The organism is Hymenobacter convexus, from assembly GCF_030580955.1.
Classification (GTDB): Bacteria; Bacteroidota; Bacteroidia; order Cytophagales; family Hymenobacteraceae; genus Hymenobacter.
On sequence record NZ_JAUQON010000005.1, the window covers coordinates 177,204 to 191,445 of the forward strand.

Annotated in this window: 14 protein-coding genes; 9 read left to right on the forward strand and 5 right to left on the reverse strand. The window is 62.7% G+C overall.

Going from position 1 to position 14,242, the window contains the following annotated elements:
* The first annotated feature begins 162 nt into the window (after window positions 1-162).
* The 6 genes from rsmA to Q4S41_RS12515 all read left to right on the forward strand — a co-directional run bounded on the left by rsmA (window position 163) and on the right by Q4S41_RS12515 (window position 5,552).
* Complete coding sequence (rsmA, locus tag Q4S41_RS12485) at window positions 163-987, forward strand: 16S rRNA (adenine(1518)-N(6)/adenine(1519)-N(6))-dimethyltransferase RsmA (RefSeq protein ID WP_305031454.1); 825 nt, start codon at window positions 163-165, stop codon at window positions 985-987.
* A 16-nt stretch (window positions 988-1,003) separates the two neighbouring features.
* Window positions 1,004-1,969, forward strand: a complete 966-nt coding sequence (locus tag Q4S41_RS12490; RefSeq protein ID WP_305031455.1) for an NAD(P)-dependent oxidoreductase — start codon at window positions 1,004-1,006, stop codon at window positions 1,967-1,969.
* Between the two features lie 101 nt (window positions 1,970-2,070).
* Window positions 2,071-2,547, forward strand: a complete 477-nt coding sequence (greA, locus tag Q4S41_RS12495) for a transcription elongation factor GreA (RefSeq protein ID WP_305031456.1) — start codon at window positions 2,071-2,073, stop codon at window positions 2,545-2,547.
* Window positions 2,548-2,701: 154 nt separating this feature from the next.
* The gene (locus tag Q4S41_RS24585; protein ID WP_369811294.1) at window positions 2,702-3,541 is read left to right on the forward strand and encodes a nuclease A inhibitor family protein; all 840 of its coding nucleotides are present in this window, start codon (window positions 2,702-2,704) and stop codon (window positions 3,539-3,541) included.
* 133 nt (window positions 3,542-3,674) lie between these two features.
* Complete coding sequence (locus Q4S41_RS12510; protein WP_305031457.1) at window positions 3,675-4,475, forward strand: alpha/beta hydrolase family protein; 801 nt, start codon at window positions 3,675-3,677, stop codon at window positions 4,473-4,475.
* 132 nt (window positions 4,476-4,607) lie between these two features.
* A complete protein-coding gene (locus Q4S41_RS12515) occupies window positions 4,608-5,552 on the forward strand; it encodes a hypothetical protein (protein ID WP_305031458.1) in 945 nt (314 codons plus the stop codon).
* Between the two features lie 9 nt (window positions 5,553-5,561).
* Here the strand turns inward: Q4S41_RS12515 and Q4S41_RS12520 are convergent, their stop codons facing one another.
* Entirely contained in the window at window positions 5,562-7,025 is a 1,464-nt protein-coding gene (locus Q4S41_RS12520; RefSeq protein ID WP_305031459.1) for a DNA/RNA non-specific endonuclease, read from the reverse strand.
* Between the two features lie 115 nt (window positions 7,026-7,140).
* Here Q4S41_RS12520 and Q4S41_RS12525 point away from each other — a divergent pair, with 115 nt between their 5' ends.
* Window positions 7,141-7,866 (forward strand): Bax inhibitor-1/YccA family protein, encoded by a 726-nt coding sequence (locus Q4S41_RS12525; RefSeq protein ID WP_305031460.1) that lies wholly within the window; start codon window positions 7,141-7,143, stop codon window positions 7,864-7,866.
* Window positions 7,867-7,954: 88 nt separating this feature from the next.
* Here Q4S41_RS12525 and Q4S41_RS12530 read toward each other — a convergent pair whose 3' ends face one another.
* The 4 genes from Q4S41_RS12530 to aspA form a co-directional block, all read right to left on the reverse strand.
* Complete coding sequence (locus tag Q4S41_RS12530; protein WP_305031461.1) at window positions 7,955-8,974, reverse strand: aldo/keto reductase; 1,020 nt, start codon at window positions 8,972-8,974, stop codon at window positions 7,955-7,957.
* A 99-nt stretch (window positions 8,975-9,073) separates the two neighbouring features.
* The gene (locus Q4S41_RS12535) at window positions 9,074-9,310 is read right to left on the reverse strand and encodes a hypothetical protein (protein ID WP_305031462.1); all 237 of its coding nucleotides are present in this window, start codon (window positions 9,308-9,310) and stop codon (window positions 9,074-9,076) included.
* A 72-nt stretch (window positions 9,311-9,382) separates the two neighbouring features.
* A complete protein-coding gene (locus Q4S41_RS12540) occupies window positions 9,383-10,255 on the reverse strand; it encodes an alpha/beta hydrolase (protein ID WP_305031463.1) in 873 nt (290 codons plus the stop codon).
* A 112-nt stretch (window positions 10,256-10,367) separates the two neighbouring features.
* On the reverse strand, window positions 10,368-11,774 hold the full coding sequence (gene aspA / locus Q4S41_RS12545) for an aspartate ammonia-lyase (protein ID WP_305031464.1): 1,407 nt from the start codon (window positions 11,772-11,774) through the stop codon (window positions 10,368-10,370).
* Between the two features lie 216 nt (window positions 11,775-11,990).
* Between aspA and Q4S41_RS12550 the strand changes: the two genes are divergently transcribed.
* Together Q4S41_RS12550 and Q4S41_RS12555 are read left to right on the forward strand one after the other, a co-directional pair.
* On the forward strand, window positions 11,991-13,748 hold the full coding sequence (locus Q4S41_RS12550; protein WP_305031465.1) for a DUF885 domain-containing protein: 1,758 nt from the start codon (window positions 11,991-11,993) through the stop codon (window positions 13,746-13,748).
* Between the two features lie 59 nt (window positions 13,749-13,807).
* Window positions 13,808-14,164 (forward strand): thioredoxin family protein, encoded by a 357-nt coding sequence (locus Q4S41_RS12555; RefSeq protein WP_305031466.1) that lies wholly within the window; start codon window positions 13,808-13,810, stop codon window positions 14,162-14,164.
* Window positions 14,165-14,242: the final 78 nt, after the last annotated feature.

Consider the following 14,242-nt stretch of genomic DNA (forward strand, 5'->3'; position numbering starts at 1 on the left):
TGATGGGGCAAATGTAAATGCCAAAATTTTGTAATTACAAATGCAGGGTTTGGGAGATGCAGAGCATGACGTTTTTTTGAGTTTGGGTACAATAACGGCCCGCCCGGCGGGGCTACTACCTTTGCCGGGCCGCCGCGTCCCTAGCCGCCGCCGCGCTTCTCTGTGGTCAGACCCAAAAAACACCTTGGTCAGCACTTCCTGGCCGACCCCAACATTGCCCGCAACATCGTGGGCGCCCTCCAACTGCCCGACGCCGTGCGGACGGTGCTCGAAATCGGCCCCGGCATGGGCGTGCTCACCCAATACCTGCTCCAAAACCCCGCTTACCAAACCAGCGTGGTCGAAATCGATACCGAGTCGGTGGCGTACCTGAAGCAGCACTATCCGGCGTTGGAAGGGCGCATTTATGCCACCGATTTCCTGAAGCAGAACCTGGCGGAGTTATTTCCCGGGCAGCCGCTGGCCATCATCGGCAACTTCCCCTACAACATCAGCAGCCAGATTTTCTTCGCCGTGCTCAACAACCGCCAGCAGGTGCGCGAGGTGGTGGGCATGATTCAGAAGGAAGTGGCCGAGCGCCTGGCCGAGCCGCCCGGCTCGAAAACCTACGGCATCCTGAGCGTGCTGCTCCAGGCGTATTATAAGATTGAGTACCTGTTCACGGTGCCGCCGCACGTGTTTAACCCGCCGCCCAAGGTGGAGTCGGCCGTGGTGCGCCTGACGCGCAACGATACGCTGCATTTGGACTGCGACGAGAAGCTGTTTTTCCGGGTGGTGAAGCAGGCGTTCCAGACACGTCGCAAGACGCTGCGCAACGCCCTAAAGCCCTTCGGAATGCCCGCCGAGGCCACCACCGACCCCGTTTTTGACAAGCGCGCCGAGCAGCTGGGCGTGGCCGAGTTTGTGGGCCTCACGCAGCGCGTGGCCCAGCACCAGGCCGGCGGCGCCGTGCTGACGGATTTGGATGCCAGCGACATTGCGGAATAAATACGTCTAGAAACCCATGAGTCTCTGCCTCGTCGTCGACGAAATGCACCCTTCGCTGCTACCGCTGCTGGCCGACATCGGCGTGGCGGCCGACTACCAGCCCGACCTGACGGCCGCGGAAATTCCCGCCGCGCTGGCCGCCCGGCCCTACGAGGGACTGGTGGTGCGCAGTAAGCTGCGCGTGACGGCCGCTCTGCTGGCCCACGGCCCGCAGCTGCGCTACGTGGCCCGCGCCGGCGCCGGCACCGACAACATCGACGAAGCCGCCATGGCCGCGGCCGGCGTGGCGCTGCTTAACGCGCCGGAGGGCAACCGCGACGCGGTGGGCGAGTTTGCGGTGGGGCTATTGCTGGCCTTGCTCCGCAACATTGTGCGGGCCGATGGCGAGGTGCGCCGCGGCGAGTGGCACCGCGAGGCCAACCGGGGCGAGGAAATCGGGAGCAAAACCATTGGGCTGCTCGGCTATGGGCACATGGGCCGGGCGTTTGCGCGGCGGCTGGGGGCGTTCGGCTGCACGGTGCTGGCGCTCGACGTGGACCCTGCGGTCACTACCGATGGCAATGCGGAATTGGTGAGTTTAGCCGAGATGCAGACCCGGGCCGACGTGCTGAGTTTGCACATTCCGTACTCGCCGGCCAACCATCATTTTGTGGACGAGGCGCTGCTGGCGGGCTTTGCGAAACCCATCTGGCTGCTGAACACGGCCCGGGGCGAGGTGCTCGACCACGCGGCGCTGGTGGGCGCGCTGCAAGCCGGGCACGTACGCGGTGCGGCGCTGGATGTGCTCGACAACGAAAAGCTTGGCACGCTTACGGCGGCGCAGCAGGCCAATTTCGATTTCCTGCGGCAGGCGCCCAACGTGGTGCTGACGCCGCACGTGGGCGGCTGGACGCACGAGAGTTACGCCCGCATCAACGAAGTGCTGGTGGAGAAAATTCGGGCATTTCGGGCCGGGGCCGAAACGGCGGGTGTGGGGAGCTAACTGGTTTTGCGTATCTTTGTCCAGAACCTAAGAAGGGAGAACGGTTGGCAGTGCCAGCCGTTCTCCTTGCTTTTTAGCCAAACCGTCAAGCATCTACTCCCATGGCCAGCACCATCAATTATTACACCCCCGAAGGCCTGCAAAAACTGAAGGATGAGCTCCAGGACCTCAAAATCCGGGGCCGCGCCAAAGCCGCCGAAGACCTGCGCGAAGCCCGCGACAAAGGCGACCTGAGCGAGAACGCCGAGTACGACGCCGCCAAGGACGCCCAGGGCCTGCTGGAGCTGAAAATTTCCAAGCTCGAAGAAGTGCTGGGCAACGCCCGCCTCATTGATGAGACGAATATGGATTTCAGCAAGGTGCTCATTATGAGCAAGGTGAAGCTGAAAAACCTGAAAAACAACATGGTGCTCGACTACACCCTGGTGGCCGAGGAAGAAGCCAACCTGGCCACCGGCAAAATCTCGGTGAAGTCGCCCATTGGCAAAGGGTTGCTGGGCAAATCGGCCGGCGACACGGCCGAAATCACGGTGCCTGCCGGCAAGCTGCAGTTCCAGATTCTGGAAATTAGCCGGTAGTTATCAGTTGCTCGTTGTCTATTGTTAGGGCAGCGCCGCAAGGTGCTGCCCTTTCTCCTTTTTTGGGCGATGGCCGATGCCGGGGCGTACGTTCTCGTTTATTTGCATCAGCGACCTGACAACTGACAACGAACAACCGACAACTATCCCGCCCATGCCTTCGATTTTCTCCCGCATTGTATCCGGCGAGCTGCCGGCTTTTAAAGTAGCCGAAGACGGCCGCCACCTGGCGTTTCTCGACATCACGCCCCTGGTGGAAGGCCACGTGCTGGTGATTCCCAAGCAGGAAATCGACTACATCTTCGACCTGCCGGCCGATGAGCTGGCCAGCCTGCACGTGTTTGCGCAACGCGTGGCCAAGGGGCTGAAAGCCGCCGTGCCCTGCAAGCGCGTGGGCGTGGCCGTAATTGGGCTGGAAGTGCCGCATGCCCACATCCACCTGATACCCATGCAAACGGTGCAGGACATCAACTTTACCAACCCCAAAATCAAAGTGCCCGATGCCCGGATGCAGGAGCTGGCCGCCGCCATTGCCGCGAAAGTGGACGGCGGCAGCGGCCTGAGCGAAACCCGGGGCGCGGCCAAACCGGGCGCCGACGCCGGTGCGCCCGTGCCACCGGAGCTGCAAAAACAGGTGGCCGGCCTGCATTTCCTGAGCGAGTCCGACGCCCCGCTCGAAGCCGTGGCCTACGCCGCGCCGGGCGGCGAACTCAGCAACGCCGCGCTGCTCAAGCTGCTGGGCGAGCCCGCCGATGCCAAGGTGGAAACCGTGGAGCTCACCCAGTTCCTGCGCAACCACACGGCCGACGATGGCGTGCTGGACGATGTGGCGCTGGCCAACCGCTACAAGGCCCTGCAAATGTTTATGAAGCAGGACATGGACGGCGTGCAGGTGTACCGCGTGGGCAAGGGCCCCGAAATCCACGCCTACGCCCTGGGCCGGGCGATGGACGGCACCCTGGCCGGCTTCAAAACGGTGCTGACGGAGACGTGAGAATAGCTTCCGAGCCGGCTTTTTAGGGGCGGGCTGCAACGGTGGGGGTGAAATGCTGTCTGTAAGGCCGTGTTTCACCCCTGTTTTTGTGCTGGTTATGCGTCGGTTTTTACTGATAGGTTGCTTCTTGACGATGAGTTCGTGGGCCTGGGCGCTGAAACCCAGCCGCGACTGGATAGCCACCCCCGACTCGCTGGGCCTGCGCTACCAGACCGTGGCCCTGACTACGCCCGACCATGTGCAACTAACCGGCTGGCTGATTGAGCCAGCACAGGGCGTAGCGGACCGCCGCACCACAATGGTGGTAGCATACGGCGATTTCGGCAACATGTCGAACGAGCTATACCAGGCCCGGGCCCTGACGGCGGCCGGCTACCGGGTGTATCTGTTCGATTACCGGGGGTTCGGACACAGCGCCGACTTTGCCATCGACAACCAGCGGCTTTATTACCACGAGTTTGCGGTCGATTTGGCGGCGGCCCTGGCCGATGCGCGGCAGCGCTACCCGCACAACCGCACCGGCATCATGGCTTTCTCGATGGGCAGCATCATGGCCAGCGAAGTGGCCGCCACGGCCCCGCACTGCGACTTTCTGGTGACGGAAGGCTACGTGGCGAGCCCGCAATGCCTGGTGGCTTACCAGTGGCAAAGCCGGCAGAAACAGGTGAGTTTGCCCGCCGAAGCCGCTGCGTATTCGCACTACGCGCCCCGCATCCGGTGCCCGTGGCTGCTGGTTGGGGGCACGGCCGACAAGCACACCCCGCTGGCCGACTCGGTGGCCGTGGTGCGCGACGCCCGGCGCCGACAACGGCGGCAGGTGCTGGCCTTCGAGGGCACGCATTTGCAAGGGATGGTGGTGTTGAGCGAGGTCAGCTTTGGCGACAAGTACGTGCGCGAGGTGACGCGCTTTCTGGCTGCGGGAAAACGGGGCTAGGCCAGGCGTAGGCTGTGGCGTACGCTGGTGGACGGGCCGGAAAAGCAGCTTAGGGCAGGCAATGCAACTTTGAGGTGGCGAGGTCGGTCAGGCTGAAAACAGGAAATGCCCTGCTTTCAACCCTTCTTCACCATGAAAAAGCTGTTTTTACTACTGTTCATCGGCTTCGGCCTAAATGCCTGCAACCACCAGCCCGCCGAGCCGCTGGCCACCGACCAAGTGAATGTGCTCGTCGGCAACGCCGGCTACGTGGCCGCCACCGGCCAGGCGCCCACCACCGCCACCAACGACGACGCCCGCGTGCAGGCCCACCTTGCCTACGCCGAGCAGCAATTGCGCCAGCACTCCACGACCGGCCTGAGCCCCGCACTGGCCCAGCGCCGCGGACAGTTGCTCGACCTGCTGCACCGCTACTGGGTGGCCGGGGTGTTTCCGCGCAACTACGACCACCCCGAAGGCCGTCGGCCCTGCTTCATCGACCGCGCCGGCCGCCTGTGCGCCGTGGGCTACCTCGTGGCCGAAACCGCCGGCCGCCCCGCCGCCGAAAGCATCAACCGCGCCCATAAATACGACCTGATTGCCAACATGCGTACCCCCGTGCTGGCCGATTGGGTGAAAACCTCCGGCCTTACCACCGCCGAGTGCGCCCTCATTCAGCCCACCTACGGCCCCCCGCCGCCCACCGAGGGCGAGGTGAAAACGTACGCCGTGGGTTCGGCCATTTGGGGCGGGGTGAACGTGATGCTGGGCGCAGCCAATGCCAGCCAGTTCAACCGTGCCGAGGTTGGCAAGGGCGCCGCCTATGCCGGCATCCTGAGTGGCACCGGGCAGCTGCTGACCGGCGCCCTGCGCCTGCCCAACGACCAGCAGGGCATCAACTGGAGCCCGAGCACCACCTACGGCACCGAACGCACCATTTCCTACCTCAACATCGGTATGGGTACCGCTACGCTGGCCCTCAGCGCCTGGAATCTCATCAGCCACCGCAACGCGGCTTTGAAGAAAACCACCGTGGGCGTGGTGACCTTCCCCGGCCCGGCGGGGGGCAGCGGCCTGTCGCTCACGCGGCGCTTCTGAGCCGCGGTGTTACTCGGCCCGGCCGCTGTCTACCAGCTTTTGGAGGCGGGCCTGGGCGGGGCGGGGCAGGGCGCTGAGCAAATCCAGGCCGGTGGCGGCTTCGATTTTATCGACCGACGTGAGGTATTGCCGCCAGTCGGGGTTCACGGTGTTGTTGTCGTTGGGCGTGTCGATGGCCAGCACGCGCACGGCCGGGTCGGTAGCAATGCGCTTCAGGTCGTTGAGGCCGTCGGGCAAAATCACCATTATTTTCCAGATGCGGGCGGGCACGGTCACGCGGCCCTGGTCGAGGGTTTGAAGGAAGCCGTTGGCACCGGTGCCGCCGCGCCCGTAGCTGCCCATGATGACGTAGATTTCCTGCCCGCGCTGAATTTGCGAGCGGCCGTATTCTTCGAGGTGGGCCCAGGTTTGCTGGTTGTTTTTGGGCGCCTGGGGCACCATGTTGGTCATCAGGAAGGTGTTGGCGTTGGCGTCGAGGTCGGCGGTGCGGTCGCCGCTGGGGCAGTTGTGGCCTTTATCGAAACCGGAGCGGGCGTAGCTGGCGGGCGTCACCTGGTAGAACTGCCGGGGCAGGGCCGCGTCGGGGCGGAAATTGTTCTGGCGCGGCGCCTCGCCCAGGTCGGCCTTATCTAAGTGCCAGCTCACCCAGGTGGGGATGCCGCGCGCGGCGTGGTAGCCGATGGTGAATTCGGGATGCACCAGCAGGAAGTTGTTGGCGTTGGCGGGGTCGGACGTGGCGCCGCTGGGGTTGCCCAGGGCCAGGTTGGCGTCGTTGGGGTCCTGAGCCACGCCGGTGCCCGTGCCGACGGTAGGCTGCTGGGCCGGGCTGGTTTGGGGCGGCTGCGGCTGGTTGCGGGTTTCGAAGTAGCCGCCCGTCACGCCTCCGCCCACGGCCGCGGCGGGGCCGGCAGCGGTTTCAAGCACGATGTCGTCGATGTCAAGCCGGTTGCCGGGGCCGCTGGTTTTGCGGATTTCCAGCCGCAGCGGCTCGTTGGCCAGACCGGCGAAAACGTGCGCCGTGAGGACGGGCCCGCTCGTGACCACCGGCTGGCCGGTGCGGCTGTAGGTGCGGCCCCCGTCGCGGCTCAGCCACAGCTCCCAGGTGCTGGGCCCGTCGGAGCCATAAGCGGCGGCGGAAATGCGAATGCGGCGCACACCCGCCGCCGCGTTGAAGCGCATCGAGAGTCGGCCCAGGTTGCGCAGGCGAGCCGCGTGGGCGCCGTTGGCGTGGTCCTGCGGGCTGCTGCCGATGAGGGCATCCTGGAAGTGCCAGAGGCCGGTGGCCAGCGGCTCATCGGCTTCTTCGTAGGCGCCTTTGCTGCCGGCCTCGAAGGTTTCAGGAAACGGCTGGCCGGCCGGCACCTGGGCGGCGGGCGCCTGAGAAACTTGGGTTTCGCCTGAAGCCGGCGACTGCTGGGAGCAGGCCAGCAGGGCAAACAAGGCAGCGGTGGAGAGGTAAGCCGGGATATGCATAGGGGGCGAAGATATGGCTTCGGGCGCCTGCGTGAGCGCCTTGGTTTCGGAGTGTTGCTTTCTGCTTAGCTTAGCCGCCTCATTCTCATCCCCAATCCTTCATTCTGCTTCTTTCATGGAAGAAAACCAATTCAACCCGGAGCCCAGACCGGTCTACATCTCGGCCGAGGAAGCGGCCCAAGTACAAGCCAGTTTTTTCACCCAGGTTTACGGCTGGATGACGGCTGGCCTGGGCCTGACGGGCGGCATTGCCATGTTTGCCGCGTCGTCGCCCGCGCTCATGGAGTTTGTGTTTGGCACGCGCTTCGTATTTCTGGGCCTGATTGTCGCTGAGTTGTTGCTGGTTGGTTTCCTGTCGGCTCGCCTGTTCGACTGGAGCTTGGGTAAGGTGCAGGCGGCCTTCGTAGGCTACTCTATTCTCAACGGCGTGACGCTGAGCTGCGTGTTCCTGGCCTATACGTCGGCGTCTATCGCCTCCACGTTCTTCGTTTCGGCCGCCACGTTCGGTGTTATGAGTTTGTTTGGCTATTTCACCAAAGCCGACCTCACGGGCTGGGGCAAGCTGCTGAGCATGGCCCTCATTGGGTTGGTACTGGCTATGGTGGTGAATATTTTTCTCAACAACTCCATGCTGGAAACCATCACTTCCTTCATTGGCGTGCTGCTTTTCGTAGCCCTCACCGCCTACGACACCCAGAAGCTGAAAGCCGTGGCTCTGCTGGGCGTAACCGAAGGCGAGGAAGTGAGCAACAAAGCATCCATCATGGGCGCGCTCACGCTGTACCTCGATTTCGTGAACCTGTTCCTGTTTTTGCTGCGCATTTTCGGCCGTCGGCGGTAGACTGTAGCTGAGTTGTCAGACACAAAAAAGGCCCGCTGGACATTCCAGCGGGCCTTTTTTGTTTTAGAATGTCATGCCCTTCGCGGGTTTACGCCTGCCGGTCGCCGCTGGTCATGCTCAGCATCCAACCGGGATACTCTTGCGCCAGCTTGCTCACCTCGTCCAGCTGCTTCAGCTCGTCGGGGGTGAGCTGCACGTCCACGGCTTTGAGGTTGTCTTCGAGCTGGTCCATCTTTTTGGCGCCGATGATGACGGTGCTCACCACCGGCTGGTGCAGCAGCCAGGCCAGCGCCAGGGCGGCCACGGTGGTGCCTTTGGCCTCGGCCATGGGGCGTAGCTTGTCGATGATGTCAAAGGCCAGCTCCTTATTCACGGGCGGAAAATCGAAGTTGCTGCGGCGGCCTTCACCGGTGGGGTTTTCGCGGGTGAACTTGCCGGAGAGGAAGCCGCCCGCCAGGGGGCTCCATACCATGAGGCCCAGCTGCTGGTCTTGCAGCAGGGGCACCAACTCGCGCTCTAGGTCGCGGCCCGCGATGGTGTAGTAGGCCTGCAGGCTCTGGTAGCGCTCCAGGTGCTGGCGCTCCGAAATGCCGAGGGCCTTCATCAGCTGCCAGGCGGCCACGTTGCTGGCCCCGATGTAGCGCACTTTGCCCTGGCGCACAAGGTCGTCGAGGGCGCGCAGGGTTTCCTCGAAGGGCGTGAGCGGGTCGTAGGAGTGGGTCTGGTAGAGGTCGATGTAGTCGGTTTTCAGGCGCTTGAGGCTGGCCTCTACCTGGGCCATGATGTGCTGGCGGGTGAGGCCGGCGTCGTTGGGGCCATCGCCCATCTTGCCGCGCACCTTGGTGGCCAGGATGAGCGAGTCGCGTCGCAGCCCGAGATTGTGAATGGCCTGGCCGGTGATTTCCTCCGACTGGCCTTCGGTGTAAATATTGGCCGTGTCGATGAAGTTGATGCCGGCTTCCACGGCGCGCTTCACCAGGGCATCGGCCCCGGCTTGGTCAACGCCGTTGATGGCGGCAAACCGGCCGCCGACGCTGCCAAACGTCATGGTGCCGAGGCAGAGCTCGGAAACTTTCAGGCCGGTGCGGCCCAGCAGGTGGTATTTCATGGAAAGGTGTTTAGGAAAAGTGTGCCGAGTAGAACCGGTCTGTTGCAGGATTGTTGGCGGTTCCTTCGTCGGGCCTTTTCCTAAATTGCCCACCTGCACCTACTGCCCCGGGTGCCCCACCTGCCCCTGCGTGCCGCCGTTGCTAATGGCGTTGACCTCGGCGCTCTTGGGCATGCCGCGGGTTTCGTGGTTGACACGCATACTGTCCTCGGCGGCCAGGGAATGCCCATCGGGGTGCTTATCGGGGTTCACACCGTAGGGCGTGCCGTCGGGTTTCTGGCCGCAGCCAGTGAGTAGCGCCAGCAGCAGGCCTGAGACAAGGAGGGTAATGGACACGGGCGGGGAACTGAGGAGGTTACTGCCGCTAAAACGGCGGCCCGGCGCTGGAAGGTGCATTTTAAGCCCGATTTAATGTGGCACCGCCACGCCATTGGCCTGCAGCACCTGCGCAAAAAACAGCATCTGGTAGGGCAGCGCAGTTTGCCAGTACTCCCAGTTGTGGGCGCCGGGGCGCTCGGTATAGTCGTGTGGGGTATGGTTGTACACCAGCCGGCGGTGCATCTCGCGGTTGATTTCGATGAGGCCGTCGTCCACGCCGCAGTCGAAGATGAGGGGCGAGCCGTTTTTGTGCATCTGGTCGGCCATGTTCATCACCGAGTTGGTGCTGAAGAATGCGGGGTTTTGCTCTTCCGAGCCGATGATGGGCGTCAGGTTTTTATTGCGCCAGGCAATTTCATCGGGCGTGGCTTTGCGGTTGGCGCTGCTCAGCTCCAGGGCGCCGCTCATGCTGCCGGCCGCGCCGTACAAATCGGGGTGGCGGGCTGAGAGGTATAGCGCCCCAAAGCCGCCCATCGAGAGGCCCGTGATGAGGCGGCCCTTGCGGTCACGCACGGTGCGGTAGGCTTGGTCGATGGCCGGCACGACTTCCTTGGTGAGGTAGGTTTCAAACTGGCTGTCGGCCTTCACCGGACTATCGAGGTAGAAGCTGAAGGTTTCGCCCTCGGGCGTCACGATAATCAGGTTGTACTCATCGGCCAGGCGGTGCAGTAGCTGCTTGTCGGGCGTCTTAGTCAGCCAGTTGTCGAAGTGGCCCCAAGCGCCGTGCAGCAGGTAGAGCACGGGGTAGCTGGCCTTCTTGTTCTTGGCGTAAGAAGCCGGCAGCACCACGGCGGCGCGGTAGGTTTTGCGCATGGCCGCGCTGGGGATGCTCAGGGTGTCGACTTTGGCGGCGCGGGCTGCGGAGAAAGTGAGGAGGCAGGCGAGGAGTAAAAGGGGGCGCATGAGAACGGGCGAGTAGAGTACCGCGAAGCGGTGCTTCGCCTCGCGTTAGGTTAACATTTTGTTGCTGATTGGCTCTAACGCAAGGCGAAGCACCGCTTCACGGTACTCGTAACTACTGCTTGAACACCGGCCGAATCAGATTCTCGAACGTGAAAATTTCGTCCCACTTTTCCTGCGTCAAAAGCCCGCGCTCCGTCACAGCAATGGCGTGCACCGACTTGCCGGTTTTCAGCGCCTCTTTGGCAATCTCGGCCGAGGCCTCGTAGCCAATGACCGGGTTGAGTTGCGTGACGATGCCGATGCTGTTGCGCACGAGGCTTTCGGCGTGCTCCTTGTTGGCCGTGATGCCGATGACGCACTTCTCGCGCAGGGTGCGGCAGGCGTTGGTCATGTACGAAATCGAGGTGAAGAGCGCGAAGCTGATAACCGGCTCCATCACGTTGAGCTGCAGCTGGCCGGCCTCGGCCGCCATGGTCACCGTGAGGTCGGCCCCGATGACGTAGAAAGCCGTTTGGTTCACCACTTCGGGCACCACGGGGTTCACCTTGCCGGGCATGATACTGGAGCCCGGCTGCAGGGGCGGCAGGTTGATTTCGTTGATGCCCGTGCGCGGGCCCGACGACAGCAGGCGCAAATCGTTGCAGATTTTGCTGAGCTTCACGGCCGTGCGCTTCAGCACGCCGGAGAGCTGCACGTAGGCGCCAGTGTCGTAAGTGGCTTCAAACAAGTCGCCGGCCAGGCTCAGGTTGAGGCCGGTGATGGCGCGCAGGTGCTCGGTCACGAGTTCGGGGTAGCCGGTGGGGGCGTTGATGCGCGAGCCGATGGCCGTGGCGCCCATGTTGATTTCGTCAATCAGGCGGCGCGAGTCGTCGATGCGCAGCAGCTCCTCGCGCAGGTTGGTGGCGAAGGCGCGGAATTCGTCGCCCATGCTCATCGGCACGGCGTCTTGGAGCTGGGTGCGGCCCATTTTGAGGATGTCGCGGAATTCCTCGCCCTTCCGGGCGAAGGCGTCAGCCAGCTCGTTCAGCGTTTCGCGGTAGCCCACCAGCTTGTTGTTGAGCGCGATGCGGAAAGCAGTGGGGTAGGCGTCGTTGGTGCTTTGCGAGCAGTTGACGTGGTTGTTGGGGTGGCAGAACTGGTACTCGCCTTTGGCGTGGCCCATGATTTCGAGGGCCACGTTGGCGATGACTTCGTTGGCGTTCATGTTCACCGACGTGCCCGCGCCGCCCTGAATCATGTCGGTCAGAAACTGGTTGTCGAACTCGCCAGCCGCCACCCGGTCGCAGGCGGCGGCAATAGCGTCGGCAATGTTGGCGGGCAGCACGCCGAGCTCCTTGTTGGCCAGGGCGGCGCCTTTTTTCACGTAGGCCAGGGCCTGCACAAAGAGCGGCTCGTTCTTAATCGGAATGCCGGTGATGGCGAAGTTTTCGAGGGCGCGCAGTGTCTGGATGCCGTAGTAGGCGGTGTCGGGCAGGCTGCGTTCGCCGAGGAAATCGTGTTCGATGCGGGAAGAATTCATGCGGGAATTTTGGGTGGAATGGTGGAGCTTCTACGGATTAGGCGAATGCCGGGACAAACCTACGGCGGGGCTTTGCAACGGGCAGCGGTTTGGGGTGTTCCTTTGCTTTGGTTCGATGTCAATTTCCCGCAGTGTGCACAGTGGTTGGCGCAGTGTCCGCGGTGTTCGTATGCCACTGCGCACACTGCGGGAAATTAATCCTGTAAATCCTTCCTTATGAAACTCCGCTACCTGCCCCTGCTGGGCCTGGCCCTCGCCAGCTGTTCTCAGGCCGATAAAACCAAAACCGAAGCCAGTACCAACGCCGACGCCCGCTTCGATGCCTTCAAAAACCGGTTTATCGAAGCGCTGTGGCGGCAAAACCCTGACTACGCCAGCAGCCAGGGCTACCACCGCTACGACTCGCTGCTGCTGATTCCCAACGCGGCGCAACGGCAAAGTGACGACGCTTTCGCCCAGAAATACCTGGCCGCACTGGGTGGCTTCGGCCTCGACAGCCTCTCGCCCAACAACCAGATTGACCTGCGCCTTCTCCGCAACGAGCTGCGGGCCGAGCGCTGGTACGCCGACACCCTGAAAAGCTGGCAGTGGAACCCGGCCAGCTACAACCTCGGCGCCGCCGTGGGCGACTTGCTCAACGGCCGCCACTACCGATTGGACCGCCGCCTGCGCAACATCTCCGACAAAATCAGCCACGCGCCCGAGTATTACGCCGCCGCGAAGGCCAATATCAGCAACCCGACCAAGGAACACACCGCGCTGGCCCTCAAGCAGAGCGCCGGTGGCCTGGCGGTGTTTGGCAAGGCTTTGGCTGATTCAGTGATGAAGTCGGGTCTGAGCGCCGCCGAGAAAAAGACGATGATGGACCGCGTGGCCGCCGCCCGCACGGCCGTGCAAGGGTATATGGAATTTCTGGAAGGCGATGTGCTACCAGCGGGCCGGTTCCGCCCGTTCCGTATCGGCAAGGAGCTGTTTGAACAGAAATTTGCCTACGATATTCAGTCGCGCTTTTCGGCGGCCGAGCTGTACCAGGAAGCCCAGCAGCACAAGGCCGACCTGCTGCACGACATGGGCCGCCGCGCCGCGCGCCTCTACCTTAAGTACTTCCCCGGCCAGAAAGCTCCGGCCGACAGCCTGGCCCTGATTACGGCCGTCATCAACCAGCTCACCTTAAAGCACGCCCCGCGCGATGGTTTCGTGGATGCCGTGAAGCGCCAGATTCCAACGCTGGTGGCGTTTGTGAATGAGAAAAAGCTGCTGACCCAGGACTCCGGCAAGCCGCTGGTGGTGCGCGAAACCCCGCTTTACATGCGCGGCAGCGGCGCGGGCGCCAGCGTATCGGCCCCGGGGCCCTACGACAAGGGCGCCAACACCTACTACAACGTGGAGCCGATTCCGGCCGAGTGGACGCCCGCCCAGGCCGAAAGCTACCTGCGCGAATACAACGACTACACCCTGCAAATTCTCAACATCCACGAGGCCATTCCGGGCCACTACACGCAGCTCGTGTACGCCAACCGCTCGCCCTCGCTGGTGAAAAGCATCTTCGGCAACGGGGCCATGGTGGAGGGCTGGGCCGTGTACGCCGAGCGCATGATGCTGGAAAACGGCTACGGTAACAACTCCGACGAAATGTGGCTGCTGTGGGACAAATGGAACATGCGCTCCACGCTGAACGCCGTCATCGACCACGCCATTCAGGTTGATAACATGAGCGAGCAGGAGGTGGTGCGTTTGCTGCGCCGCGAAGGCTTTCAGGAAGAAGCGGAGGCCCGCGGCAAGTGGCTGCGCGCCACCCTGAGCCAGGTGCAGCTTAGCAGCTACTTCACGGGTTACACCGAGATTTACGCCCTGCGCGAGGAGCTGAAGAAAAAGGAAGGGAAGGATTTTGACCTCAAAGCCTTCAACGAAAACTTCCTGAGCTACGGCAGCGCGCCGGTGAAGTACATCCGCGAGCTGATGCTGCGGAAGTAGGCCGGGGCAACCTTGGGTGGATATTGGGAGTTTAAGCGACGGTTTAAAAATCGTTTCTCATGACCGAAGAAGAACGCAAACACGTGGTCGATACCGACGACGAACACCTGCGCCGCCTCACGCACGAGCACATGAAGGTGTTTGCCAAATTCACCTCCGAGAATTGCGCCATTTGCCAGGCCCTGGCCCCGCCCTTCGCCAAATTCGTGGACGACCCCGGCAACGAATCCATCCTGTTCGTGCGCCTGAACTCGGACGAAAACCCCGTGGCCAAGAAGATGATGCAGCAAAAGGTAGCGCCCTTCTTCGTGAGCTACTGCCAGGGCCGTATGCTGGAGTGCGACAACCTGACCACCGAAGCCGAAGTGCGCGCCCAACTTGACCGCCTGCGCGCCTTCATGCCCCACACTGAATAAGCAGTGAGTGGCTGAATGCAAGGTCTTTAGTGCGTCATGCTGAGCGCAGCCGAAGCATCTCTACCGCGAAACATAATC